Annotated in this window: 26 protein-coding genes (1 of these 26 running past the window's edge); 12 read left to right on the top strand and 14 right to left on the bottom strand. The window is 54.1% G+C overall.

Annotated features, from left to right (window positions below; translation table 11 throughout):
• Positions 1-199 carry the 5' portion of a tyrosine--tRNA ligase gene (tyrS, locus tag Kalk_RS06535; protein ID WP_233716832.1) on the bottom strand. Its footprint begins 1,007 nt before the window's first position, so 199 of the gene's 1,206 nt are visible here — the first part of the coding sequence; it begins with the start codon at positions 197-199; the stop codon falls past the left edge of the window.
• A gap of 235 nt (positions 200-434) precedes the next feature.
• Here tyrS and Kalk_RS06540 point away from each other — a divergent pair, with 235 nt between their 5' ends.
• Both Kalk_RS06540 and Kalk_RS06545 read left to right on the top strand, forming a co-directional pair.
• Positions 435-1,820, top strand: a complete 1,386-nt coding sequence (locus Kalk_RS06540) for an OapA family protein (RefSeq protein ID WP_101893423.1) — start codon at positions 435-437, stop codon at positions 1,818-1,820.
• The gene (locus Kalk_RS06545; protein ID WP_101893424.1) at positions 1,820-2,941 is read left to right on the top strand and encodes an anhydro-N-acetylmuramic acid kinase; all 1,122 of its coding nucleotides are present in this window, start codon (positions 1,820-1,822) and stop codon (positions 2,939-2,941) included. Before Kalk_RS06540 ends, Kalk_RS06545 begins: the two co-directional genes overlap by 1 nt.
• A 41-nt stretch (positions 2,942-2,982) precedes the next feature.
• Here Kalk_RS06545 and erpA read toward each other — a convergent pair whose 3' ends face one another.
• The 4 genes from erpA to argC all read right to left on the bottom strand — a co-directional run bounded on the left by erpA (position 2,983) and on the right by argC (position 5,699).
• Positions 2,983-3,303, bottom strand: coding sequence for an iron-sulfur cluster insertion protein ErpA (gene erpA, locus Kalk_RS06550; RefSeq protein ID WP_101893425.1), 321 nt, complete (start codon positions 3,301-3,303; stop codon positions 2,983-2,985).
• 112 nt (positions 3,304-3,415) lie between these two features.
• Positions 3,416-3,898, bottom strand: coding sequence for a bactofilin family protein (locus Kalk_RS06555; protein ID WP_101893426.1), 483 nt, complete (start codon positions 3,896-3,898; stop codon positions 3,416-3,418).
• Positions 3,882-4,643, bottom strand: a complete 762-nt coding sequence (locus Kalk_RS06560) for a DUF6776 family protein (protein WP_101893427.1) — start codon at positions 4,641-4,643, stop codon at positions 3,882-3,884. The genes Kalk_RS06555 and Kalk_RS06560 overlap by 17 nt, the downstream gene beginning before the upstream one ends.
• Before the next feature lie 9 nt (positions 4,644-4,652).
• The gene (gene argC / locus Kalk_RS06565) at positions 4,653-5,699 is read right to left on the bottom strand and encodes an N-acetyl-gamma-glutamyl-phosphate reductase (protein ID WP_101893428.1); all 1,047 of its coding nucleotides are present in this window, start codon (positions 5,697-5,699) and stop codon (positions 4,653-4,655) included.
• A gap of 208 nt (positions 5,700-5,907) precedes the next feature.
• Here argC and Kalk_RS06570 point away from each other — a divergent pair, with 208 nt between their 5' ends.
• From Kalk_RS06570 to Kalk_RS06580, 3 genes are all read left to right on the top strand, one after another.
• Entirely contained in the window at positions 5,908-7,638 is a 1,731-nt protein-coding gene (locus Kalk_RS06570) for a chloride channel protein (protein WP_101893429.1), read from the top strand.
• Between the two features lie 8 nt (positions 7,639-7,646).
• Positions 7,647-8,084 (top strand): protoporphyrinogen oxidase HemJ, encoded by a 438-nt coding sequence (gene hemJ, locus Kalk_RS06575; RefSeq protein WP_101893430.1) that lies wholly within the window; start codon positions 7,647-7,649, stop codon positions 8,082-8,084.
• Between the two features lie 194 nt (positions 8,085-8,278).
• A complete protein-coding gene (locus tag Kalk_RS06580; protein WP_101893431.1) occupies positions 8,279-9,577 on the top strand; it encodes an NAD(P)/FAD-dependent oxidoreductase in 1,299 nt (432 codons plus the stop codon).
• A 320-nt stretch (positions 9,578-9,897) separates the two neighbouring features.
• Here the strand turns inward: Kalk_RS06580 and Kalk_RS06585 are convergent, their stop codons facing one another.
• Both Kalk_RS06585 and Kalk_RS06590 read right to left on the bottom strand, forming a co-directional pair.
• A complete protein-coding gene (locus Kalk_RS06585) occupies positions 9,898-10,941 on the bottom strand; it encodes an AraC family transcriptional regulator (RefSeq protein WP_158643342.1) in 1,044 nt (347 codons plus the stop codon).
• Between the two features lie 128 nt (positions 10,942-11,069).
• The gene (locus tag Kalk_RS06590) at positions 11,070-11,990 is read right to left on the bottom strand and encodes a LysR family transcriptional regulator (protein WP_233716836.1); all 921 of its coding nucleotides are present in this window, start codon (positions 11,988-11,990) and stop codon (positions 11,070-11,072) included.
• Positions 11,991-12,116: 126 nt separating this feature from the next.
• Between Kalk_RS06590 and Kalk_RS06595 the strand changes: the two genes are divergently transcribed.
• Complete coding sequence (locus tag Kalk_RS06595; protein WP_101893433.1) at positions 12,117-12,719, top strand: FMN-dependent NADH-azoreductase; 603 nt, start codon at positions 12,117-12,119, stop codon at positions 12,717-12,719.
• Positions 12,720-12,738: 19 nt separating this feature from the next.
• Positions 12,739-13,593 (top strand): pirin family protein, encoded by an 855-nt coding sequence (locus Kalk_RS06600; protein WP_101893434.1) that lies wholly within the window; start codon positions 12,739-12,741, stop codon positions 13,591-13,593.
• Positions 13,594-13,620: 27 nt separating this feature from the next.
• Here the strand turns inward: Kalk_RS06600 and Kalk_RS06605 are convergent, their stop codons facing one another.
• From Kalk_RS06605 to Kalk_RS06620, 4 genes are all read right to left on the bottom strand, one after another.
• On the bottom strand, positions 13,621-14,547 hold the full coding sequence (locus Kalk_RS06605; RefSeq protein WP_101893435.1) for a DUF2167 domain-containing protein: 927 nt from the start codon (positions 14,545-14,547) through the stop codon (positions 13,621-13,623).
• Positions 14,548-14,711: 164 nt separating this feature from the next.
• A complete protein-coding gene (locus Kalk_RS06610) occupies positions 14,712-15,512 on the bottom strand; it encodes a dienelactone hydrolase family protein (protein WP_101893436.1) in 801 nt (266 codons plus the stop codon).
• 9 nt (positions 15,513-15,521) lie between these two features.
• Positions 15,522-16,001 carry a copper chaperone PCu(A)C gene (locus Kalk_RS06615; RefSeq protein WP_158643343.1) on the bottom strand — a complete coding sequence of 160 codons (480 nt, stop codon included), beginning with the start codon at positions 15,999-16,001 and terminating at the stop codon, positions 15,522-15,524.
• Between the two features lies 1 nt (position 16,002).
• A complete protein-coding gene (locus tag Kalk_RS06620) occupies positions 16,003-16,584 on the bottom strand; it encodes an SCO family protein (RefSeq protein WP_158643344.1) in 582 nt (193 codons plus the stop codon).
• 180 nt (positions 16,585-16,764) lie between these two features.
• Between Kalk_RS06620 and miaB the strand changes: the two genes are divergently transcribed.
• From miaB to lnt, 5 genes are all read left to right on the top strand, one after another.
• A complete protein-coding gene (miaB, locus tag Kalk_RS06625) occupies positions 16,765-18,102 on the top strand; it encodes a tRNA (N6-isopentenyl adenosine(37)-C2)-methylthiotransferase MiaB (RefSeq protein ID WP_101893439.1) in 1,338 nt (445 codons plus the stop codon).
• Positions 18,103-18,625: 523 nt separating this feature from the next.
• The gene (locus Kalk_RS06630) at positions 18,626-19,645 is read left to right on the top strand and encodes a PhoH family protein (RefSeq protein WP_101893440.1); all 1,020 of its coding nucleotides are present in this window, start codon (positions 18,626-18,628) and stop codon (positions 19,643-19,645) included.
• Entirely contained in the window at positions 19,635-20,144 is a 510-nt protein-coding gene (ybeY, locus tag Kalk_RS06635) for an rRNA maturation RNase YbeY (RefSeq protein ID WP_101893441.1), read from the top strand. The genes Kalk_RS06630 and ybeY overlap by 11 nt, the downstream gene beginning before the upstream one ends.
• A 22-nt stretch (positions 20,145-20,166) precedes the next feature.
• Entirely contained in the window at positions 20,167-21,012 is an 846-nt protein-coding gene (locus Kalk_RS06640) for an HlyC/CorC family transporter (RefSeq protein WP_101893442.1), read from the top strand.
• Between the two features lie 55 nt (positions 21,013-21,067).
• On the top strand, positions 21,068-22,630 hold the full coding sequence (gene lnt / locus Kalk_RS06645) for an apolipoprotein N-acyltransferase (protein ID WP_101893443.1): 1,563 nt from the start codon (positions 21,068-21,070) through the stop codon (positions 22,628-22,630).
• Between the two features lie 14 nt (positions 22,631-22,644).
• On the opposite strand, the gene Kalk_RS06650 is transcribed toward lnt, so the two are convergent.
• The 3 genes from Kalk_RS06650 to Kalk_RS06660 are packed head-to-tail and all read right to left on the bottom strand — an operon-like array spanning position 22,645 to position 26,134.
• Entirely contained in the window at positions 22,645-23,409 is a 765-nt protein-coding gene (locus Kalk_RS06650) for a YdcF family protein (RefSeq protein ID WP_101893444.1), read from the bottom strand.
• Between the two features lie 30 nt (positions 23,410-23,439).
• Positions 23,440-24,069: a class GN sortase gene (locus Kalk_RS06655; RefSeq protein ID WP_101893445.1), complete on the bottom strand. Its 630-nt coding sequence runs from the start codon at positions 24,067-24,069 to the stop codon at positions 23,440-23,442.
• On the bottom strand, positions 24,053-26,134 hold the full coding sequence (locus Kalk_RS06660) for a marine proteobacterial sortase target protein (protein WP_101893446.1): 2,082 nt from the start codon (positions 26,132-26,134) through the stop codon (positions 24,053-24,055). The genes Kalk_RS06655 and Kalk_RS06660 overlap by 17 nt, the downstream gene beginning before the upstream one ends.
• Positions 26,135-26,214: the final 80 nt, after the last annotated feature.

Here is a 26,214-nt window from a genome sequence, read left to right on the forward strand (position 1 = left end):
GCCCCAGATCCTGAAACTGTCGCAGCTTGTTAATCAGGACGGTGTGCCCGAGGTGCAGATCAGGCGCGGTTGGATCGAACCCTGCTTTGATTCTGAGCGGCCTACCCTCTTTTAGCTTTTCGATAAGATCTTCTTCCAGAAGGATTTCTTCTGCGCCTCGCTTGATTAGGGCCAATGCCTGTTCCACGGAATTCGACACGTTTTCCACCTTATTAACGTTGGTCTGAGCTGAAAAAAGGGCGATATTGTAGCACGCTGGGTATAAAGCCCCAGTCTTTGAGGCGGAGAATTTTGTCATCAGGACTGCGGCCCACCGCCATCTGATCTGTGATCGGCAGCGCAATCTGCAAGTTAAAGTTTCTGTAACATTCGGTTTCAACTATCCTTATAATGAACCACTTATCGCAGGAAGGCAGAATCTACTCGAATTAGGTATGACTAGACATCACAACCCAGGGTCTAAGCCCAAAACATCATATCCCCGCATTCATTTGATGGCGGCGGCAGCTTGTTCAGCCATCATGGTGCTGACACTGACTTTGCTGCCCTCCCCTGATGCGACCGCCACCAAGACCGTGCGCCTCAAGCCCGCTTTTGATAAGGCTACCAGTAGCCCAGCGCAACTGGCTGATCAGGTTATCGCCGATGCGCAGAATGCGGACGAGCCGTTGCTGGATGACGCTGGCGTGGCTGAGCTGGCACCCCAGCGTCACTGGCTGGATGAAAAAGTACGCAGCGGCGACACGCTCAGCCATATTTTCAAGCGAGTAGGCTTGGGATCCCGCGATGTGCACGAGGTGATGTCGGGCAAAGGCGACGTGGATCAGCTGAAAAAAATTCACCCTGGCCAGGTTATGCGTTTTGCCATTGAAGATCAGAAGCTGGTGGCGCTGGAATACGTTATTTCACGCACCGATAGCCTGTTGATTGAGCAAGGCGAAGAAGGCTATCAGGCCCGCATGGAAATCAAGGAGCTGGTGCCTTACACCTCTTACGCTGAAGGGACTATTAATTCTTCTTTGTTCCTTGCAGCGCAAAAAGCAGGCTTATCAGAATCAATGACCATGGAGCTGGCCAGCATTTTTGGCTGGGATGTGGACTTCGCCCTGGATATTCGCCAGGGAGATTCCTTTCGGGTGATTTATCAGGAACTGCATTTGGACGGTGAGAAGGTGAAGGACGGCGATATTCTCGGCGCTCAGTTCACTAATCAAGGACAGACGTTCACAGCTATCCGCTATGAAACTTCTGATCGCGGGGCCAGCTATTTCACTCCTGAAGGGGATAGTATGCGCAAGGCTTTTCTGCGTAGCCCCATCGATTTTGCACGCATTAGCTCTCATTTCAACCTGAGCAGAAAACACCCCGTTTTACACACTATCCGCGCGCACAAAGGTACTGACTATGCTGCGTCCCGCGGTACGCCGATCAAGGCAACCGGTGATGGCAAAGTGGTGTTTGCCGGCAGAAAAGGCGGCTATGGAAAGGTGGTGATTATTCAGCATGGGCAAGCTTACAAGACCCTATATGCACACATGCACAATTATGCTCGCGGCATCCGCTCGGGTACACGGGTGCGACAGGGTCAGGTTATCGGTTATGTGGGCAGCACTGGCTTGGCCACCGGCCCCCACCTGCATTACGAGTTTTACCTGAACGGAGCGGTGCGCAATCCTGTGACGGTCAAACTGCCTCACGCGGAACCCATAGCCAAGCAGGATAAGGAAGCATTCCTGGCTTTGGCGAAGCAGATGGAAGGTCAACTTTCGACCTATGCCGCTGCCATGGAAAGCGAAAAAGTCGCCAACTTGGATCAATAATGGGGTCAAACGACCTGTATATTGGTTTGATCTCTGGAACCAGCGCCGACGGCATAGACGCAGCGCTGGTTTCTTTTGATAAAGGCCGGCCCGAGTTGCTGGCACAGCACTTACACCCCTTTCCAGATACAACGAAAGCCCGTTTGATGTCGCTTTTTACGCCCGGCGAGGCGCAAATTGATCTGATGGGGGCGATGGATCAGGAGTTAGGGCTGCTGTTTGCTGACGCCTGCTTGGCATTATTAGACTCTGCAAACATGCCTGCCACAGCAGTAAATGCCATTGGCAGTCATGGCCAGACCGTTCGCCACCGCCCTGATCAACCCAACCCCTTTACACTGCAAATTGGTGATCCAAACTGCATCGCTCATGTTACTGGTATCGACGTGGTGGCTGATTTCCGACGGCGGGACATGGCATGCGGGGGCCAGGGTGCGCCGCTGGCACCCTTGTTCCATCAAACCTTTTTCAGTGACGAGAATGAAAACAGGGTGATCCTCAACCTGGGCGGGATCGCCAACATTACCATGCTACCCGCCACGAAGCAGGCAACACATGCTCCCATCGCTATGGATACCGGGCCTGCCAGCGGATTGATGGACGCCTGGTGTCAGCAACATCTGGGTAAGGCTTTTGATGCCAACGGTGAGTGGGCAAAACAGGGCTCAGTGATCACTGAGCTGCTGAACATGTGGCTGGATGATCCTTATTTTGCCAAGCCCGCCCCAAAAAGCACCGGCAAGGAGTACTTTAATTTATCCTGGCTGGAGGCTAGGGCAAGTCGCGTATTGGCTCAATATCAACCTGAAGATATCCAGGCAACGCTCTTGGAGTTAACTGTGCGCTCGGTGTGCGATGCCATTGCTGCGCTGCCCATGGAGACGAGCCGGGTGCTGGTGTGTGGTGGTGGTGTGCATAACCGTCAGCTAGTGGAGCGCTTGCAGGCTCTAAGTTCGTGCCCCGTTGACAGCACTATGATGCTGGGTATAGACCCGGACTGGGTGGAAGCCATGTGCTTTGCCTGGTTGGCAATGTGCTTTAACGAGGGTATCAAAATGAACACCGGCCCGTTCACCGGTGCGTCTGAACCCGTTTTGCTGGGCGGCCTGTACAAAAAATAGACGACCGCAAAGCTGAAGGGGGCATAAGCCCAGGGGAGAAACTAGATTGAGAATGAAGAGCCACAGCCACAGGTACTAGTGGCATTGGGGTTTGTAACCACAAACTGAGAACCTTGCAGCCCCTCGGTATAGTCCACCTCAGAACCCGCCAGATACTGAATACTCATAGGGTCAACCACTAGCATAACCCCTTGATTTTCAACCTTGGTATCATCATCTTTGACTTCATCTTCAAACTTGAAGCCGTAGGAAAAACCTGAACAGCCGCCACCGGTGATGTACACCCTCAATTTGAGGTTGTCGTTTCCTTCTTCCTCAATCAGGGATTTGACTTTGCGGGCTGCGCTGTCGGTGAATCGCATTGCTGCTTCGTCTGTCACGGTACCAGGTACTCCTCTTAAACTACTGACGGTGCCTAATGGCACCGTCTTCGGATTATGATAATTCCGACTAAAGTAGTCAAGAATAGCTGCTTTAGGCTGGACTCTGCTTGGTTTCCATTTTCGCATCTACGGGAGGAAGCTTACCATCACGTTTGACTTTCTTATCCAGGCTGATGGATGCCTCAACCGGAGCGGGCTTTTGCTGGCTATGCACCAGGGAGCCATTAACCTCGGCCCCCATCACCATCTCGATCAGGTTGTAATGGACGTTGCCGTTGACGATGGCTTTCGCTGCCAACTCGACATGGGTGGACGAGTGTACATCCCCGTTCACTTTGCCATTGACGACCACGTTAGGCACATGGATTTCACCTTCGATTTCGCCTGCCTCGCTGAGGCGTAGCAGGGCTTCGCTGCCCTCTTCGGCGCGCACATTGCCTTTTATGGTGCCTTCAACCAGCAAGCCGCCTTCGAATTTCACATCGCCATTAATCTCTGTGCCTTTCGCGATCATGGTGGTTTTTCCAGCATGACGGTCGAAGTCTACCTTTTTAGTTTTATCCTTTCCCCACATCGCCTTTTACCTCTAGCACGTTCCAATCAAATCGCTTTTCAAGTCTAGTCGCTTTACGACCTTTTGACTGCGCGATCACCTCAATTTGTTCCGGAACAAATTCGTCCGGAACCACAATTTCTCCATCCACGTTCTGGAAATAGCGGAATTTAAACGGTATTCCACTGGATGACTGCTCCTGCGACAGCTGCTCGAAGGGGATGCTTTCTTTTACGCCCTGTCGCACCCCGACCAAATTCAGGGACACGCTGCCACTGATATAGGAGCTATTATCCGCCACCTGGGTCATGACCACTTTGTATTTAAAGCGCCTTTTATTGACCGTGGAGGACAGCTCCAACCGCTCTATACGCAGACCTTTATCATTTTTACGCGGAGCCATGATGCCTTTGTAAAAGCTCACGGCCTCTTCCAGTTCGGACACCCGGTTCTGCAGGCTTATGTTTTCTTTTCTAACCCGCTCAGAGGCTTGCCGTTCCAGCTCGCTACCGTGTTTGTGAATGGCCGCCTGTTCTTGCAGTTGCGACACATCCTGCTTGAGCTGCTCGGTCTCCAGGCGCAGCTCGGCGCGCTCATCCAGCACATGAATTTTCTCACGAATGCCCTGGTAATAACCGGCTATAAAAAAACCACCTGCCACCAGAAACAAAACCAGCGACGACATCAGCAGACGCTTCCAAAGGGGCGTCTGCCGCTGTGACACCAACATCATCTGCGGATCAGGGCTACCGGTTGGCTTGGCCACAGGTCAGCCTCAGGGCATCAGGGCCACCTGATTCAGACCAGCTGATTCAGGTAGACCGCACATGATGTTCATATTTTGCACTGCCTGTCCGGCAGCACCTTTTACCAGGTTGTCAATCACCGACAGCACCACAACGGTATCACCGCCCTGCGGTACATGTACGGCTATCCGGCAGTTATTCGACCCTTTTACACTGCGGGTTTCGGGCAATGATCCTGCCGGCATCACATCCACAAAGGGCTCAGCGGCGAAACGGGCTTCGTACAGCGCCTGCAAATCGCCGCTGTCTGCATTCAAACGCCCATACAGGGTGGCATGAATACCACGGATCATAGGCGTCAGATGAGGCACAAAGGTCAACCCCACCGGCGAGCCGGTTGCCTGGCTCAAGCCTTGCCTGATTTCGGGTAAATGACGGTGCCCCGCTACGCCGTAGGCTTTAAAGCTCTCACTGGCTTCGCATAACAGCGACCCCAGTTTTGCCTCTCGGCCCGCGCCACTGACGCCAGATTTGGAGTCGGCGATCAGGTGCTGGGGATCAATCAACCCCTTTTCCAGTAACGGCAGATAGCCCAATTGCACCGCTGTCGGGTAGCAGCCGGGGTTGGCCACTATGCTGGCTTGAGCAATTTGTGTACGATTCATTTCGGGCAAGCCGTATACTGCTTGCTCCAATACATCCACACAGGCATGGGGCATTCCGTACCACTGCTCCCAGACTAGCGGATCTTTAAGGCGGAAGTCTGCGGCCAGATCGACAATTTTGACATTTGCCTTAAGCAGCTCGGGCACCAACTTCATGGCAACGCCATTCGGAGTCGCAAAGAACACCAGATCACACTGGCTCAGGTTGTCGACATCCGGCGCCGTGAACTGGAGATCCAGATGACCCCGCAGGTTTGGGTACAGACCATGCACATCTTGCCCTGCCTCAGATCGTGAGGTTACTGCGGTCAACTCTACATTGGGGTGTTGAACCAGCAATCGCAGCAATTCGACACCGGTATAACCTGTTCCGCCTACGATGCCGATTTTAATTTTTGCGTTATGATTCATGGGTTTCTCGATTCGTTACAGACGATAGAATGTGCAATCATAATGCAGCTGGAACCTTATTAAAAATCCTAAGCTTTTGTTTAGGCAAAATTTTTGCTTGAAATGAGCTTTCAGACAAGCCGCCTTTGTGACTGATAGGGTGAGCAAACGGCGCTTGTGAAATTTCTGCTTACGCTAAGCGTAGCGTATTTGGCTGACCTGTCCCGTTATGAACTTTGATCTTGATCGCATACGAGAACGATTATCCTCACTGGACGCGGTGCCGCTGCTGGCATTGCTGGGCATACTGGCAGGCTTGATCTCAGGCCTGATTATTATCGTGTTTCGTGTGTTTATTGAGCTGATACTAAATTTGTTGCTGCCGGAGCACTCGGAGAATTTCGAAGGGCTAAGCCCCGTGATTCGGGGGGCGCTGCCGCTTACTGGTGCCGCGCTATTGGGGGTCGGTTTTCATTACTTGGCGAAGGATGACCGTCGCATGGGGGCGGGTTATGTGATCGAGCGCTTCAACCTGTTTCAGGGCGCGATCAGCTTGCGCAGCCTTCTGGTGCAATTTTTTGGTGCAGCAGCCACGCTGATCAGCGGCCTGTCCATGGGGCGGGAAGGCCCTGCGGTGCACCTGGGGGCGGCGGGCAGCAGCCTGTTGGGGCAATGGGCTCGACTCCCCAATAACAGTTTGCGAGTGCTCACTGGTTGCGGTTGTGCGGCGGCTATTTCGGCATCCTTCAATACGCCTATCGCCGGGGTCATTTTCGCTATGGAAGTGATCATGATGGAATACAGCATGTCTACATTTATACCCATCATCCTGGCATCCGTGGTGGGCGCATCACTGACTCGCGCTGTGTACGGCCATGAGCCTGCATTCGCTATTCCGGAGGTGCAGCTGGGCAGCTTGATGGAGCTGCCGTTTGTGGTGGCCTGCGGTGTGCTTATTGGCTGTCTGGCGGCCGCGCTGATCTACCTTTCACGTGCCTGTTACGACCGAACCAACACGCTGGGTGTGGGCTGGCGCTTTTTTCTGGCGGGCATGGTGACCGCGGTGTGTGGATATGGCGCGCCTGAAATTCTTGGTGTTGGCTATGACACTGTAGACGCAGCTATGATCGGCAGCCTTACCGTCAGCACGCTGCTGTTGGTGATGGCACTGAAAATCATCGCTACCAGTGCCTGCGTGGGGGCAGGCTTGCCAGCCGGTGTGATTGGCCCGGCTCTGGTCATCGGAGCCATGGCGGGTGGTTTGTTTGGTGAGCTGGGCAAGGCGCTGCTACCGCAGGATTCCAACAACACAATGTATGTGCTTTTGGGTATGGCGGGCATGATGGCAGCAACGCTGCAAGCGCCCCTGGCGGCACTGATGACCCTGCTGGAGCTGACCTTCGAGGCCAACATCATCTTTCCGGGTATGTTGGTGGTGGTTATTTCCAGCTTGATCACCTCGCAGGTATTCCGCCAGAAGGGCATATTCCAGACATTACTGGAGGCACAGGGCATTTCTGTTCATGTGAGCCCCCTCGCCAGTCATCTGCACCGGGTTGGGGTGGCGGCCGTGATGGACCGAAATATTTGCCGGGTAAACCAGCTGATCACGCTGGAAGAGGCTGACGATATCCTCAAAAAGCAGCCGAACTGGTTGATGCTGGAGAAAGATGGCCTGCCCTCACACCATCTGCCTGCTGCGGATCTGGCATTATATGTGTCCAGTCTGGAACGGGGCGACGCGCCCGCAACGGAAGTCTCCATCAATCTGTTGGAAATTCCGGGAAAACGGGATAATGTGGTGCCGGTTTTGCTGAGCGCCACCCTGCAGGAAGCGCTGGAGGCTATGAATAAGGCGAATGTCAGTGCGGTTTATGTCCGACGTATGTCCGCCCCCAGCATCTATCGGGTGTTTGGCCTGGTACGCAGGCAGGACATTGAGCATCATTATCAGATTTAGGATCGTTTATGTTGTGGGTTAAAGCTTTCCATATCATTGCCATTGTGTGCTGGTTTGCTGCACTGTTTTATCTACCCCGCCTGTTCGTGTATCACTGTCAGGCCAATGCAGAGGGCGATAAACGTGGCTCTGAACGCTTTAAGATCATGGAGCGGAAGCTGTATCGCGGCATCATGACACCATCCATGGTGGTGGCCTTGGTATTGGGCCTGTGGATGCTGGTAGACCGCTGGGACCCTTATTTCAAATCCGCCATGTGGATGCATATCAAGCTGACGTTAATCGTTCTGCTGATTGGCTATCACCACATGTGTGGCGCCTTGATGAAAAAATTTGCGGCAGACCAGAATACCCGCAGCGAGAAGTTTTACCGTGTATTCAACGAAGCTCCGGTGTTTATATTGGTAGCGGTGATCATCCTGGTAACACTGAAACAACCCATCTGACCCTGGCACCGGGTGCCACGCCTGCTGTCATAAATGCTATTGCCCTGGGGACGCCGCCGGGCTGAAAAACTGTCATTGCCTGCACCATTTTGGTCACTAGAATGGCCGCCCTCTGCCGCACGGCCCGACACTCAGTGACCACGCAGTCCCAGCACGGTCTATACAGAATTCTAACTTCATAAAAGGTAATTAACATGAACACTCATCGCATCGTTATTGTAGGAGGGGGCGCTGGCGGGCTGGAGCTGGCCACACTTCTTGGCAACAAAGCGGGAAAACGGGGCAGCGCCGACATTACTTTGGTGGATGCCAATATGACGCATCTGTGGAAGCCAAGGCTGCATGAAGTGGCTGCCGGGGTGCTGAATGCCGATGTGGACGAACTGAATTATGTAGCCCATGCCCAGCGTCATCATTTCAAGTTCATTATGGGGCGCATGAGCGGCCTGGACCGTGAGCAGAAACATTTGATCCTGGAGCCTCACGTGGAAGGCGATGAGCAAATTCTGCCCCAACGTGCACTGCCCTATGACACCCTGGTCATTGCCATCGGTAGCAACACCAACGACTTCGGCACCACAGGCGCTGCCGAGCACTGCATCTTTCTGGATAAGCGTGCTGCCGCGGAGGCCTTTCATCGCAAGTTTCTAAACGAATATTTGAAAGCAAGCCAAGATCCCAGTGCGGAGCCGAAGCACTGCAACATCGCCATCGTGGGAGCCGGTGCCACCGGCGTGGAACTGGCGGCAGAGCTGAATCATTCTGCCCATGAATTGGTGGAGTACGGCTTCGATCAGATCAAGCCCGAAAACCTCACCATTACCATTATCGAAGCGGCCAATCGGGTGTTACCGGTGCTGTCTGAAAAAGCGTCTGCAGCGATATTGCGTCAGCTCAAAGAGCTGAACATTGAGGTGCTCACCAATGAAATGGTGACCGAGATCACCGCCGATGGCTTGCATACCAAAAGCGGAAAGTTTGTGCCTGCGTTTTTGAAAGTATGGAGCGCTGGTATCAAAGCCCCTGAGTTCTTAAACGGAATCGCCGGGCTGGAAAGCAATCGTATCAATCAGTTAGTGGTACGTGACACCTTGCAGACCACGCAGGATGAAAATATCTTTGCCTTTGGGGACTGCGCCCAGTGCCCTCGCCAGGATGCAGAGACACCGGTTCCACCGCGCGCCCAATCTGCCCATCAACAGGCATTGCTGCTGTCAAAATCACTGCAACGGCGTATGGCAGGCAAACCCTTGCTGAAGTTTGTATATCAAGATAAGGGCTCCTTGATTTCCTTAAGCCGCAATGGCAGCGTGGGGAATATCATGGGCAACCTCAGTAAGGATTTTACCTTTGAAGGCAAGCTGGCGCGCGTGATGTACATCACTCTGTACCGCATGCATCAGTTTACCCTGCATGGCGTATTCAGAACGCTGCTATTGATAGTGCGGGATCGTATTAATCGCCGGGCAAGCCCGACGCTGAAACTGCATTAAAAGAAAAACTCGCCACGAGCAGCCCAATCCGCAGCGTGGCGAGCGCATTCAACGCACAAATGCTAAAAGAGAAGATAACTCTCGAACGACCATCAAAAAAACACAGTGGTGATGCCCATCGCATAGAAGGAGACCCTCTGAAGTCCTTTACCCTTGCAATTATGCGTTATCAGGCATCATCACCTGTGTTCTTCCGCTTTCGAACATGGCATCAATTCTAACGGCAGCGGCCAATATGAAAATGACCTTGAACATCAATTTAATTGGCAGAACCGTTCAAAATTTTGGCAATGACAATAGAGACGGCGTTGCCAAAGCGGTTAGTTGAACGGGTTTTTAGCAGAGCCAGAGTGTGTGGTATTGGACTGCGTGGACCGAAATACCCTAGGGGCCTTTCCGGTCCAGCGCTTAAAGGCTTTGCTGAAAGAAGCCGTATCGCAAAAGTTCAAACTGGCGGCAACATCCACAATGGGGCGGTTACTGTAAAGCAGCTGTGAAATAGCGGCTTCGCGACGCAATTCATCCACAATATCCAAATAGGTGGTGCCTGCCTTTCTCAAGCGACGGCGCAACGTACGAGTGGTCAGCTCCAGCTGCTCGGCGACTTCCTCCAGTGTTAATTGGGCCTCGATGTTTTGGGCTAGCAGTTCACGTACCTGGCGTAATATTTCTTGTTCATCGGAAGGAAAAGCATCATAAAAATGCTCGGCTGCCGTGTTGGCAATGCGTGCATCGGCCAGTGGCAGCGGTTTTTGGGCGAGCTGTTTGTCTACTGCGAACTCTGCGTGCTCTACGTCGAAATACACCGCACACTGCAGGTAACGTTGATAGTCGCTGTGGTAACCCGGCCGCTGGTACGGGAACGCTATGTACTCTGGCTTATATTCAGCGCCCAACAGAAAATGAAACACGTTGTAGAAATTGGCCATGATCCATTCCATGAAGTACTGCGTGCACGGCGCCAATGACAGACACTCATAAATGCGTAGACCTACGTGCTGTTTGGTTTCGAAGTAATGCATGGTGAGCGGAGGAAACAGCAGGTTGCAGAGTCGACAACTGGTCTCCAGGTATTCTGCGTAGGTGGCGCGGTGCATGGCGGTGAGGCTTGCCATGCCGTGGCAACTCAAACCAATGTAATTGCCATTGGCCAATCCATAATGGGGGATCTTCGTCAGTGCAATACAGGCTTGAGCCAGACGGAGTACTTCAGCCAGGGAAAAGGGCTCCTGCCGCACCGACAGATTGGATAAATCGACTGCAGCCGCGCGCTGAATATCCTTGAGCTCAATGCCTAAATGTTGTGCGTACATCAGAGTCGCCGACACGTATTCCAGAGCAATGATGGGAGAATGTCGATCCATCGTTGTTTCCTCGCCGCTGTTCCACATTAAACACGCATTTATTTTTCGTCCGTTTTAACCCAAATATTTTCGAGGTACTTGCAAAATGCGGCCGCAAATAGATCTATAAGTTGATCCATCGCAGCAACTTACTCACCGGTATATGCCTTTTGCATTCGCTCACAACTGGCCTGCAGCAGGTCGGTCAAATATCGTGTCGCCGGACCTGCCCCGTCCTTATCTTTGTACACCAGATACAGCTCGCCGTAACGCAGCCCGCCCTCCTCCATATCCAGTGGCAGCAGTGCGCCTGAGCGCAATTCGTCCTGAATTTGCAAGCGCGGCACCCAGGCAAAACCAAGCCCTTGCTTGATGGCGCGAATGGAAGTGGTGAGGTTGCTGACCGTCCAGCGCTGTTCGGCCTCCAGCCAGGGCGCACTGAAGCGGCGCTGCGGCCCGGAATCTCGGGTTACCATCTGTCGATACTGCTTAAGATCCTGCAGCGTAGCTGAACGCTGAAGTGTCTGCAGAGGATGCTCTGGGCAAGTGACGCAGACAAACTCAAGACGCATTAATGGCTCCCCGACAAAGCCCGGCGGCACCACCGTGGACACCAGCACATCCACCAGCCCCGCCAATAACAGATCATGACCACCGGACAACACCGATTCCACCAGCTCTATACGGGTGTCCGGGAAGCTGTCGGAAAACTGCGCCAGCACGCACAGCAGCTCGTCATAGGGGAACACCACATCAATGGCCAGATCCAGGCGAGGCTCGATACCACGGGACAAGCTGGCAGCCACTTGCTCCAGCGAAAGCGCCCCCTCCAATACCTGCCGGGAGCGTCGCAGCAATACCTCGCCTGCTGCCGTCAACTGGGCTTTGCGGCCTATGACCTCCAATACCTGAAGCCCCAGCGACTGCTCCAGTTTCTGCACCGCGTAGCTGAGGGTGGATTGGGTTTTGTGGATGGCTTGGGCCGCCTGGGCATAACCACCGTATTCCACAACCGCCTGAAAAGCGCGCCATTGCTCGAGAGTCACTTTAGGTGCCATGTTGATAGGCATAACAATCCTTTCGATAATATCGATTTAATTTAGCGATATTATCGTATTTTAAATCTATTTATTCGAATTATTATAGACGCATACCACAACACATCGAATCCCGTTCAAAAGGAAAGGAAGACTCACATGAAAGTACTACACATCAGCAGCAGCCTGTTTGGCGAAAACGGTAACTCCAGCGCACTGGCCCAGCATTTTCTGGACAGCATCAAACTTGCTCACCCCACAGCGGACATCACCGTACGTGACCTGGCGAAACAGCCGGTTCCTCATCTGGATGCTGATACCTTTAAGGCCAATATTACTGCCGCCCATGAGCGCAGCGAACAACAGAAGCAGTTAGCGCAACTCGGTGATACCCTGATTGAGGAACTGTTGAGCACCGATGTGCTGGTGCTGAGTGTGCCCATGTACAACTTTGGCATCCCTTCCACCCTGAAAGCGTGGATTGATCAGGTTGCCCGCGCCGGCACCACGTTCAAATACACCCAGAATGGCCCGGTGGGTCTGGTGGAGGGCAAGAAAGCCTATGTGCTGGGTGCTCGCGGTGGCGCCTATGCCGGTACGCCTGCTGATACCCAAACGCCCTTTCTGAAAACCTTCCTGGGCTTTATCGGCATCACCGATGTTGAGTTCGTATTCGCAGAAAAACTGAATATGAATGCAGACGAAGCGCCAAACATTCTGGCAGCCGCAAAGCACGACATCGATCAACTGCTGAAAGCCTGAGCCGCAAGAGGAACGGACCATGACCATCAACACAGATACCGTAAAGATCCTGCACCGCATCGTGGCACGACCAGCCTCAGACGGTGCCGGGGTTAAAATCAAGCGCGTAACACCCTCTGGCGATTATGCGGTGATGGATCCGTTCCTGATGCTGGATGAGATACGCTCGGAAGACGGCAACGATTATGCTGCCGGGTTTCCATCGCACCCTCATCGAGGCTTTGAAACCATCACCTATATGCGTCAAGGGCAGTTGGAGCATCAGGATCACATGGGCAACCGGGGTATCATTTCCAGCGGCGGCGCTCAGTGGATGACGGCGGGGCGCGGCGTGATTCACTCAGAGATGCCGTTGCAGAAAGACGGCGCTTTTCATGGTTTTCAATTGTGGCTGAACTTGCCTGCGGCCGAAAAAATGCGTGCTGCGGAGTACCATAACCTGGAGCCCGATGACATTCCCATCGTGCAACAAGGCCAACACCGCATCCATGTACTGGGTGGTTCACTCAACCTCGGGGCGGAACAGATCCAGGGCGCCATTCAAGATCGCACCACCCTGCCGCAGCTGTGGGACGTGGAGCTGAACGATGCTGTTCCGCTGACCTTCAGCCTGAAACCAGAACTGACAACCTTATTGTTTCTTTATGAAGGGAGCATGCGAATAGGCAACGAAACCCTGAGCGGTCAGCAACTGGTCAGTATTCAACACGAAGGACAAGTCACTCTAAGCACTCAGGGTCAGGCCAAAATCCTGGTACTGGCAGGAAAGCCACTCAAGGAGCCAATTGTGCAATATGGCCCCTTTGTGATGAATACCCGCGAGCAGATCAACGATGCGATCCAGGCCTACCAGGCAGGAACCCTAACCGCGTGAACTGCATCTGCGGGCATCCGCCAGCGATCAGGCCTTGTTGCGTTTAAACAGTTTGGCACCCAAACCCAGCAGGCCTGCTATGATAAATACGCCGAATTTCTTACCAAAAATCAGCAACCCGGCCAATAAGCCTGTTTTCGCCAGCACCTTACCGGCCACCAGGCCTCCGATGCCGTATGCTGCGTATTTGTCATACTCGGGATCGAACTGCTCGTAACGGTAACCATCGTTAAACTGAGCCATGGCCAGCACGCTATCCACGTTGCGATTGATCTCGTTGAGCTGACTCATGTTGGCAATGAAATTCATCCGCAAAAAACCTTTACGCCCCAATACGCGAATGTTGTAGTTCAGGGTGTGATCCTCCATATCCCCAAATTTCAGCTCCTGGGCCCAGTGCAGCTTGTGCTCTACACCATCGTAATAAGGGGGCGCAGCCCAATCCACCAGTTCAATCGCTTCATAGCCCAAGCGCACGCGCTCTTTACTTTCATCTCGAGTGCTGGATTGCATATCCTGCAACAGCTCAGCGTAATCTATTTCGTGGGCATCCTCGTCGGATACATAGCCGTCTTCACTGTAATCAATGGTTACCCCCCAGGAATCAGCATCGAGCGGCGATTTGCCAGCCGGAAACAACATACCCAAAGGCGGTTCGCCTTCAGGGTTGCCCCAGGCTTCCACCAACACACGCTGGGAATCCTGCGGGGACAGATAGTAGTAACCATCGGGTACGTCCAGGGTTGCCACGCCATTAGGCAAGGCAATCGTGCCGGTCTGGCGGTCGAGGCTGGCGTCAAACTGGGCCACCCAGGCTTCAAACTTAGCCTGCTCATCCATGATCTGTGATTCTTCTGCTGTCGGTTGCGGAGCATCCGCCAACAGGGGTGAGGAAAGCGTGGATAACATTGCAAATGCACACAGAAATGCGCCGAACCAAGGGGTTCGAGTCATGTGAATCTCCTTTTTTTAGACAAATGCACTACCTCAAGTAGCACTTGATACGGATTTGGTTTGGTTATTAGAAATACAGGCCCATCTGGTGAAAAACGAAATATGCTTTCCCACCAGCATCAGTAACCCTTTGAACAGTATGGCCTATCGCTGCGTTTCGATGATCAAGCCTCAGCCTTTTTGTGAAGTTGCTCACGAAAAAAGGCCACCATTTCATCGTAGGCACGACGAGTGGGATGATTCGGCTCATCGACAAAATCAATGGTCAGCACCGAATGGGCGGTGATGGGAATGCGTCGCTCATTAAACAGGGATGAATCAATTTCAATGCGCCGAAAGCGCTCACCGAACTGATCCTGCAAATAATCGAATCGGGAACGGGGGCACATCACGTCATGGCTGAAGCGCATGCCCATGAGCGGCACGTCATCCTCTTCGGAGCGTTTACGGGCTGCAGCCATATCCGCTGCGGTCACCCCCAATGAAGCGCGTGCTTTTTTGCCCAGCATGCCATCCAGGTTACCGGGCTGACAGGATACCGGGGCCGCCACAGCCTCGTCGATCATCAGGGTCAGGGCAAAGCCGCCGGTAAAACACATACCGATCGCACCCACCGGCACGCCACCACACTCTTGCTGCATGCGCCGACACAGGGCCCGCAACCAGTCAGCCACCGGGCCACGACGCCGGTTGGCCAGCACTCGAAATTCAAAACTGACACAAACCTTGGCCAGGTTTTTCAAAGGTTCAAACGGAGAATTCGGCTCACCGAACAACACCGGCAGATACACCGTAAAGCCATCCGCATAAAGCCGCTCCGCCAGCTTAATGGTATGACGGGTAATCCCCGGCAACTCCTGAATAATGAGCACCCCCGGGCCACTGCCGTCCCCTTTCTTTAACACACGATGGGCAAAGCCACCGTATGTGAATCGAAACTCGTCAAAGCCTGGAACCGGGTTCATAGCTGCCTCTTAATGATGGTGATGATGCCCATGCCCCATATCCTGCTGTCCCTGCGGCCCCTTTTGCACCAGCAGCGCCACATCCAGGGTTTCTCCGCCCTGGAATGTCAGGGTCACCGTAACCTTATCGCCCGTGTTCAGCGGCTGCTTTAAACCGATAAACATAATGTGGTTGCCACCGGGCTCGAACAGCACACAATCCTGCTGCGGCACCACCAGCTGTTTTAACTGCTGCATAGTGGAGGCACCGTCAGCCTCAATCACCGTGTGCATCTCCACCACCTCAGCCACACCACTGCTAACGCCCACCAATACTCGATCCTGATCGGTATTGTTATGCAGCATGAAGTAACCGGCGGTATTGGTGCTCACCGGCGGCACCGCCCGCACCCAGCCTTGCTCAAACGAAAGCCCCGCTTCAGCCCAGGCCAATGCAGGCGCCAAACCAGCAGAGATCAAACATATCGCAGCCACCAACCATTTTTTCATCTCAATCCTCCAACAGGGATTCAATGTCATCCACCATTTTGCTGATGGAATCGGATTTTGAATACAACGCCCGAACCCGACCTTGCTGGTCCAGCAGATAAATATAATCACTGTGGGTGTAGAGCGTGCCCGCAGCTGAGTCCGATTTCTGCGGAATGGCGATGACTCCGTATTGTCGAGCCACCTCGACCAGCTGTTTATCGGTGCCGGTGAAGCCCACAAAATCGTCACCAAAATATTTCAGATACTGCTGCAGGCGCTCAACCGTGTCTCGAGCTGGATCGAAGGTAAGAAACACCGGTTGCACCTTGGCGCGCTCATCGTCCAGCTCATTCATCACCGCCGCCATTCGGTTCAGCACCATTGGGCAAATGTCGGGGCAGCTGGTGTAGCCAAAATTCAATAGAATGGCCTTGCCGTTAAAATCACTGAGGCTGGTGGACTCTCCACGGGTGGAAGGCAGGGTAAAGTCCCCACCCAATTTGGTGTTAATGGGCAAATCCCCGGCCCAGGACAGCGCTGGAAAGCACATCCCCACACACAGCCCCAGACTCACAATCACCTGCCACAAAGATCGACTCACCCTGCCTGCTCCCTTGATACTACTCTTAGCCATACCCGCTGACGCTCGCTTTATCACTGATTTTTAACCGGTTTTAGGTAGACCTGATACTAACCTATAAGACCTGCAAGACAAACTGTGAAAAGCGACGCTATCCCTTGTATAATTCGCCTCCCGAAATGACTCGGAACGAAGTCGATCATGCGCAAGAAACTCTTTATCGAAACCCATGGCTGCCAAATGAACGAATACGACTCCAATCGTATGGCAGATCTGCTGGGTGCCTCTTACCAGCTGGAACTCACCGACAATGCAGAAGACGCCGACGTGCTGCTGCTGAACACCTGCTCTATTCGGGAGAAAGCCCAAGAGAAAGTGTTTCACCAACTGGGGCGCTGGAAAAAGCTGAAAGAGCGCAATCCTGAAGTGGTTATTGGTGTGGGTGGCTGCGTGGCCAGTCAGGAAGGCAATGCCATCCGCGACCGTGCACCTTATGTGGACATGGTGTTTGGCCCCCAGACCTTACACCGCTTGCCCAACATGATCGAAACCGTCGACATCACCCATGAGGCGGTGGTGGACGTGAGCTTCCCCGAGATCGAGAAATTCGACAAGCTGCCAGAGCCCAGCGTTGACGGCCCTAAAGCCTTTGTCTCCATCATGGAAGGCTGCTCCAAATACTGCACTTTCTGCGTGGTGCCCTACACCCGTGGAGAAGAGATCAGCCGCCGCTTTGAAGACGTCATGAAAGAAGTACAGCACCTGGCGGGGCTGGGTGTGCGCGAGGTGAACCTGCTGGGGCAGAATGTGAACGCCTTCCGCGGTGAAACGGTCGACGGCGATACCGTGGATCTGGCTGAGCTGATCGAACACATCGCCAAGGTGCCCGGCATCGGACGCATCCGCTTTACCACCAGCCACCCGGTAGAATTCACCGATTCCCTCATTAACGTGTACGCCACCGAACCCAAGCTGGTGAGCCACCTGCACCTGCCCGTACAAAGCGGTGCCGATCGCATTCTCAGCGCCATGAAACGGGGTCACAACCGGGACGAATACGTCGCCAAGATCCGTCGCATTCAGGCCAACCGCCCAGGCATCAGCCTGTCTTCTGACTTCATCATCGGCTTCCCCGGCGAGAGCGAAGAAGACTTTAGCGCCACCATGGAGCTGATCGAAGATATCGGCTTCGACACCAGCTTCAGCTTTATCTACAGCGCCCGCCCCGGCACCCCGGCTGCCGAGCTGGAAGATGACACCCCCATGGCAGAAAAGAAACGTCGCCTGGCGTTGCTGCAACACCGCATCAATCAGAATGCACAGGAAATCAGCCGCCGTATGGTGGGCAGCAAACAAGTGATTCTGGTGGATGGCATTTCCCGCAAAGATCCTGGCCAGCTGCAAGGTCGAACGGAAAACAATCGGGTAGTGAACTTCCGTCATGACGATGACGAATTGATCGGCAAATTTGTGGAAGTGACCATCGACGCCGCCCTCCCCAATTCGCTACTGGGTAGTTTCAACGCTCTGGCCGAATAGCCGGGGCAAACAACAGGCAATAAAAAACGACCGGCAACTTACGTTGTCCGGTCGTTCGCGTGTTGCTTCCTGCACGTTTACAGCAAATGTACTGAAACCCGGAGGCGGTTGCGCAAAGCCAAAGACCTTGTGCAACCACCCCCATAATTGTGCCCCAATCGGGTTTCACCTCGCTTCCCCCCGGAATTCAGCCACTTAACAGGCTTAAAGGTGTGCGTGGATAGCAACAACGCCAACAACTATGCAGACACCGTGCCAATAACATAACGCACTGAATCAAAACGATTTTATCTAACTATAAGCTGCCAGATGCTAAAATCATTGTAAAACCGTTCGACAATTTCTGCCCCAAATCCGCCGCAAAAATCACACCGTTTGCCATGCAGGGCACAAAACCGTTCGGAACTAAAACCAGTCATAAAATGAACAAAGGTTCTTAAAAGCCATTTCTGCTTTTCCTGCCTGACGCTTCCGTATATTCTTGTACCCAATCCATTAGAGAAGGGCGTCTTGCGCAGCCACTTTGAACGATATCGTTACAACACATCAACTTAAGCTGGAACCTGCGGATTCCAGTCGCCTGGCAAGGCTCTGCGGTCAGTTCGACGAACACTTGCGACAAATCGAAGATAAACTCGAAGTACAAATTGCCAATCGCGGTAATGCCTTTGAACTGACGGGACACCCGCATCAAGTGGTTGCTGCCAGCTCAGTGCTGAAGAACCTCTATAAAGACACCAGTGACAATCAGGATCTAACCCCTGACGATGTGCATTTAGTGCTGAGAGAAAGCCTGATGAGCAGTACGGATGCTGCACCGCAAGTGGTTGCGGCCGACAGCAGCTCCGATCGCGAAGCTGCCGAGCTGACCATTCGTACCCGCAAGGGCACCATCAAACCTCGCGGTGACAACCAGAAAGCCTATGTGCGCGAGATCATGCGCCACGACATCAATTTCGGAATCGGACCTGCGGGCACAGGCAAAACCTATCTGGCAGTGGCCTGTGCGGTGGAAGCCCTGGAGTCGGAACAGGTTAGACGCATTCTGCTGGTGCGTCCGGCGGTGGAGGCCGGTGAAAAACTGGGGTTCCTGCCCGGCGACCTGGCAGAAAAAATCAACCCTTACCTGCGCCCACTCTATGACGCCCTTTACGAAATGCTGGGCTTTGAACGGGTTGCCAAATTCATTGATCGCCAGATCATCGAAGTGGCGCCCCTGGCCTACATGCGCGGGCGCACCCTGAACAACTCGTTTATTATTCTGGATGAAAGCCAAAATACCACCAAAGAACAAATGAAAATGTTCCTGACCCGCATCGGATTTGGCTCCAAAGCCGTTATCACGGGAGATTACACCCAGATCGACCTGCCCCGTGGCACCAAAAGCGGGCTGGTGCACGCCATGGAAGTGCTGGACGGTGTTGAAGGCATCGGTTTCTCCCACTTTCAATCCAAGGACGTGGTGCGCCATACCCTGGTACAGCGCATCGTAGAAGCTTACGATCGACATGAATCCGACACTAAGCCTCCCCATGCCGATTGAATCCGACAACCCTGTTGCCGAGCTGGATCTCGACCTGGATCTTCAGATCGCCTGCGAGAGCCCCAACCTGCCAACGGAAGCAGAATTTACCCGCTGGGTAGCTAAGGCTCTGAACGCAGCCAAGTACGCTGCCCCTGCCGACATGCCCACGGAGCTGACCCTGCGCATAGTGGACACCGCAGAAAGCCAGGAGCTGAACAGCACCTACCGCAGCAAAGACAAGCCCACCAATGTGCTGTCGTTTCCCTTTGATGGGCCGGACGATATTCCCTTGGCGCTGCTGGGGGATTTGGTGGTTTGCGCCCCGGTGGTGGCACAGGAAGCAGCGCAGCAGAACAAACCTATTACGGCCCACTGGGCCCACATGGTCATCCATGGTAGCTTGCATTTACTGGGCTATGACCATATACAAGAGCAAGACGCGCAACAAATGGAAGCGTTGGAGGTGCAAATCCTGGCCGAGCTGGGCTTTGCAGACCCCTACGTAATAAATAACTAAATGAGGAGTGACCATCGTCATCATGAACGACGATCACAGTCGTAACGGTTCATCGGGTAAGAGTTTCATCGATAAGATTGCCAACTTCCTGTCAGGTGAGCCACAGAATCAGTCAGAGGTTCTGGAAATTCTGACCAACGCCCATCACAGCGGATTGGTAGAGGCAGAGGCTCTGGGTATTTTTCAGGGAGCGCTGCAGGTATCGGATATGCAAGTGCGGGAAATCATGGTTCCCCGCCCTCAGTGCATCATCATCAACGCCACAGCCAAGCCAGAGGAATACCTGCCGCCCATCATCGAGTCAGCCCATTCCCGCTTCCCGGTGTATGGTGAGTCTACCGATGATATTATCGGCATCCTGCTGGCCAAGGATCTGCTGGATCTGGCCTATAAAGGCAAGCTGGAAAAAACCCAGCTCAAAGATCTGATCCGCCCTGCATCCCTGGTGCCTGAGAGCAAACGTCTGAATGTGCTGCTACGGGAGTTCCGCCAAACCCGCACCCACATGGCCATCGTTGTAAACGAGTACGGCAAGATGTCCGGGCTGGTCACCATCGAAGACGTACTTGAGCAAATCGTAGGTGAAATTGACGATGAGCACGATTTCGATGACGACTATATGATCAAACAGGCAGAAGGTAATGAATTTATGGTGAAGGCGGTCACGCCGATTGATGAATTCAACGAACACTTCGCCACCAAGTTCAATGAAGACGAGTACGACACCATCGGGGGCATTGTACTCAGCCACTTTGGGCATTTGCCCAAGCGTGAAGAAAACGTCATCATCGGCAAATACAATTTTACCGTGATGAACGCAGACAATCGTGCCATTCGGCTGTTAAAAGTCAGCCCGATACAGCACTGACGTTTGCAATATGCACCGGATACCTTAGATCCATAACAACACCAAGAACAGCAACATGACTTTAAAGACCTCGATTACCACAGGTGGCAAGGGCCACCTGTTGGCGTTATTGGCCGGTGCATTGTTCCCCCTGGGGCTGGCACCATTGAACCTGTGGCCGCTGATACCGGTATCCATGGCCCTGCTACTGGTGTTGCTGGAAGGGCAAACCCCCAAGCGCGCCTTCTGGCGGGCGTTTCTTTATGGCATGGGCTTTAACGGTGTCGGCATATCCTGGGTGTATGTCAGCATTCATTTCTATGGCAACACACCGGTGTGGCTGGCGGCCCTGGGCACGCTGTTGTTTTGCGCCTTCCTCAGCCTGCTGCTGTTTTCGCTACCCTTTTGGGCATTCCGGCGCTGGCAAATGGATCGTTATGCCCTGCTCACGTTTCCAGCCCTGTGGGTACTGGTGGAGTGGAGCAAAAGCTGGCTGTTGAGCGGCTTCCCCTGGTTGTGGGCTGGCTATGGCTTTATCGACTCGCCCCTGTGGGGACTGGCTCCGGTGGCCGGTGCTTTGGGCTTGAGTCTGGTGGCGGCGATGTCTGCCGTGTTGCTACGGTTTATATTCAAGCAGGAAAATCTGCGTCGAATGCCAGCTGTTATAGGACTGGTTGCGCTGTGGGCTGGCTGTTGGGCCCTGAACTCCCTGGAATGGACCCTGCCGGATCTGGCTCAGACGCGCAAAGTCGCGTTGGTGCAAGGCAACATTCCGCAGGAACAAAAATGGGATCCAAAGTACCGTAAAGCCATTATCGATACCTATGTGAAAGCCACCGAAGCCAACTGGGATGCGGAGTTTATTCTGTGGCCGGAGGCGGCTTATCCCGTGTTCTATCATCAGGCTATGCGCACCATTACCGAGCTGGATATTCGCGCCTCAGAAAAGTCCGTTGCCATCGTCAGCGGTGTGCCCCGCTGGGAACCAAACGAGAACGGCGAACAACATTACTTCAATGCCGTGTTCGTGATTGGGGACGGGCAAGGCATCTACAACAAGCAGAAGCTGGTGCCCTTTGGCGAATATGTGCCCCTGGAAGATTTAATGCGCGGCTTGCTGCCGTTCTTCAACCTGCCCATGTCCAGCTTTACCTCCGGTGCGTCCGAGCAGCCTGTGCTGATGGCCAAAGGCCTCAGTTTTGCTGCTTACATCTGCTACGAAATCGTCTACCCGGAACTGGTGCGAGAACAGGCCAAGGGCAAGGACTTTCTGGTAACCATCAGCAACGATGCCTGGTTCGGCCATTCCTGGGGCCCCATCCAGCATTTCCAGATGGCCCGCATGCGAGCACTGGAAACCGGCAAATATCTGTTGCGAGGCACCAATACCGGCATCACCGCCATCATCGATCACAAAGGGCGGGTGCAATCGCAACTGCCCCAGTTCGAACAGGGCGTGCTGAAAGGCGTGGTGTACGGCACCCAAGGCGTGACCCCCTTTGTGCAGTTTGGGCAGTGGCCGGTGCTGGCGTTGTGTTTTCTGGGTTTAATCGTAGGCGTGGTGCTGAGCTTAAGGCCTGAGCCTGCGCTGAATGTGCGGCCGCTCTACCATAACGCGACCGTGACCCGCTCCAAATAAAGCCGCGCGACAGATTATCCGGGCCTGGCCAACCCCAGACGGTAGGCCAGCAAGCCCAGGTATTCACGCAGCGCTCGGGATGAAAGATACAAACTGTAAGACGAAGGAATCCAATCTCCCGGCTCGTTATCAAAATCGCCTTCAAACCCGGTGGGTGCCGGTATCACCTCAATACCCGCCTGCCGGAAACAATACACCGCCCTTGGCAAATGCCAGGCCGAGGTGACCAGCAACACTGTGTCCACTCCATCGCGCCTCAGATACTCCGCGCTGAACATGGCGTTCTCCCAGGTATTCAGGCTGTTGGATTCCACCCAGTCGGGCTCGATGGCCAAGTTACGCAGTAACTCCGCCATGGCCTCTGCCTCGCTGCGTTCTGCCTGAGCCGGGTTGCCACCGCTCAGCAGAATGCGCAACCCCGTGGCACGCTGCAGTTCTGCGCCATACAGCAATCTGTCGACACTGTATCCCCCCGCCACGGAACGGCCATATTCAGGCTGCTGTTTGTGAATCCCCCCAGCCAGTACCACGATAGCCTGCGGTGGCGATGGCAAGCTGTTCAAACCGGCAGCATCCAGAGCTGGATATGGCTCCAGGCCCTGATACAAGAAACACTTCATCGCAGGAATCGATAGCACCAACAGGCTGCTTAGGGATAACGCGACGAGCCCGTATGACACCCGTCGGCTCCAGCGCCACAACAGCGCCGCCGCCAGCAGCAATAATAAATTAACCCCCGGCGGCAACATCGCCTCGGTGAGGATGTATCGCAGCAGCATCACCTGGTCCCCCTAGTCTGCATCAGGCCGCTACGCTATCACACCCTTGTAACCAGTGTCAGTGTTCGTGGGCCAATTCGATCCAATGCGGTTGGACACCGCTCGGGCGATCACCAGATAACGCAGCGGCCCACCACTGTCCAAGGCATTAAACGGATAGCATGCCACCAGCGCCAACACCGGCTCCTGGGACTGCAGCAGAATATCGGAATCACGTACATCGGTGACTTGGATCTGCACGATCTCAAACTTACGTTTGATGCCATCGGCGGTTTGCAACAGAAACTGCTCCCCCAGTTGCACATGACGCAAGAACGCAAAGTGGGTATCACGATGGCCACCGATCACGCTAACCCCCAACTGCCCAGGCATCACGCTGGCACTGAGGTGCGCCGGGCCGAAAGCCAGGTTACGGCCACTGGCTCCGGCTAACACCACCAGCTTGGTATCCTGCTGCGGAAACACCAGTCGGGCGATGGGCGAGGTATCCGCCCAGGGCCAGGGGCGGTGCTCGGCACCGTCCTTCAGATGACGCTGCCAGGCCTCTTGCAACAGATACTGCGCCAGCTCAGCCTTGGCGGTCATGTAGGCACTTTCACCCAAGAACCACATCGCAAGCACCACCAACAACAACGCCAGACGCTTACGCCAGATCCCCATGGCATTCCTCCCTGAATTCAGCGCGATGCCACACCAGCAACGCCAAGATCAGCAGCATCAGCCCCATAAGCAGGTGCCAGTGCAAACCCAAAGCCGTGCGAGGATAGCCCACGGCAGGCGCAGGCTGGGTGGATCCCGCAGGCATGCGATTGGCGACCTGATCCGTCAGCAAGTCTGCATCGGCTGGCCGCACCGGCGTTTTGTCTACCGCAACGAAACTGGTGTAACGGGTTACCAGTCGATGTTCGATGCCCAACTTGATGATCTCATCCCGATGTAATTCACCATTGCCCTGCCGCACCCCCTCATCCTGCAGATGGGCCACTTTGCTGCGGGCCCACAGGGTTGCAACACCCGTGGCACTATCCCCCTGTTGCAACTGCAACTGGGATCGCCACGGCTGGCCCTCAAACATTCCACTGATTTGAATACGCTCGGGCTGTTCATCAAATCGCGCCTTAATAACCAAAGGCTCACCCAAATACAGATCCGGCACCGGCTGCGGATAGAGTTCCGCCTGAGCGCCCTCAATGTTCACGTTCAGATGAGTAAGGGCGGGCTTTTCGATCTTACCGAACAGCTCTGACATTTTACCCTGTACTTCATCGCTGCTGCCGATGTAGGTGTATGTGCCACGGCCAAACTCCGCTGCCTTACGCATAAAATAGGCATTGGGGGCAGAACCGATACCCACGGTGTAAAGCCGCTTGCTGCCAATGTGCTTGTGAATCAACTCAAACAGCGCCGCCTCATTGCCTACGCTGCCATCGGTGATAAACACTACCTGGGTAACGTTTTCCTCGCTGTCTGGCCCGGTGAGTGCGGCCTGCAATGGTGCGTACATGGCGGTACCGCCATCGGCCACCAAGCTGTCGACAAAGAGCCGCGCCCTGCGCAGCGCTCCCGGTTCGGCGTGGGCAGACGCAGGAAACAGGGTGTTAAAACCAGAGTCGAAGTCAATTACGTTAAAGCGATCCTGTGGACGCAAACGATCCAGCGCCATTTGCACCGCCTGTTTTGCCTGCACCATGGATTGCCCCGACATGGAGCCGGAACTGTCGATGATCATAATCAGTTCCCGCGGCCCGATCTGCAGATTCTGTGACTGAGTTGGGGGCAGCAACATAATCAATCCATGATCCTTGCCTTCAACCTGCTCGGAAAAGTACGCCGCCACAGGAGCCTGTTGCGCCACAGGTTTCCAATTCAGAACAAAGTCACGATCCATAGGCACAGCGCCGGACTGAGTGCTAACCCGATACTCGGCACTGAGACGAGTCACGTCAATGGCGTGATACGGCGCGCTGAACCGTTCAACATCAAACCCCGTATTCACCGCAATCTGAATACGGGCCTTGAGCTGATCGTCACCGCCTTCAGGGGTTTGGGCCTGGTGTGTTTGGGGTGGCGTAATAAGATGAGCATCCGGCACCTGTGCCGTGGGGAACGACCAGCCTTTTACCTCTTGGGGCGGTAACTCCATCAGCGACACACCGGGGATGTATCGAGGCGTGAGTGTCAGGGGCAAGCGCAAAGAGAATTGCCCACCATCGTAATGCAGCACCTGTAGAAAGCTCAGTTCCACCTCGACCGTTTCACCGGGGCCGATATTGGCCACTTGAGTTGAGAACAGGTTGGGGCGCTGCTGTTGCAGTAACCCGGCCCGCTTACCGGCGGCCTTGGCTTGGGTATAGATGCGCTTGGCCTCCTGTTTCTCTTTGATCTCCCCTTCAATCACGCGCTCGCCGATTTTTATGCGCATGGCGTTCACTGCACTGTCATCCGGCAGTGGTAACACGTAAACAGCCTCTACCCAATCCTGCCCCGGGTTCCGAAAGCTCTGTCGCACTATCACCTTCGACACCAAACCATTCACCTGCACATCAAATTCGGCGTTGCTGCGCAGAAACGGTCGATAGCTGTGCCCCTCCTTCACCAGCAAACTGCCGGTACCCACCTCATCCAGGGAGGCATAATCAGCCTCTTCAAACCCAAAGCTGCGGGAGGATGTCCACAGCAGACAAAAAGCAAAAAACAGGCAGAGTAGAGAATATTTCCGTTGCATTGTTGATCCCCAAACAGTGAATGACAGGGACAGTACAACGCGCAAAAGCGGCAACCCGCCGCCGCAACCATGGCAGAGCA

The organism is Ketobacter alkanivorans (assembly GCF_002863865.1).
GTDB lineage: Bacteria > Pseudomonadota > Gammaproteobacteria > Pseudomonadales > Ketobacteraceae > Ketobacter > Ketobacter alkanivorans.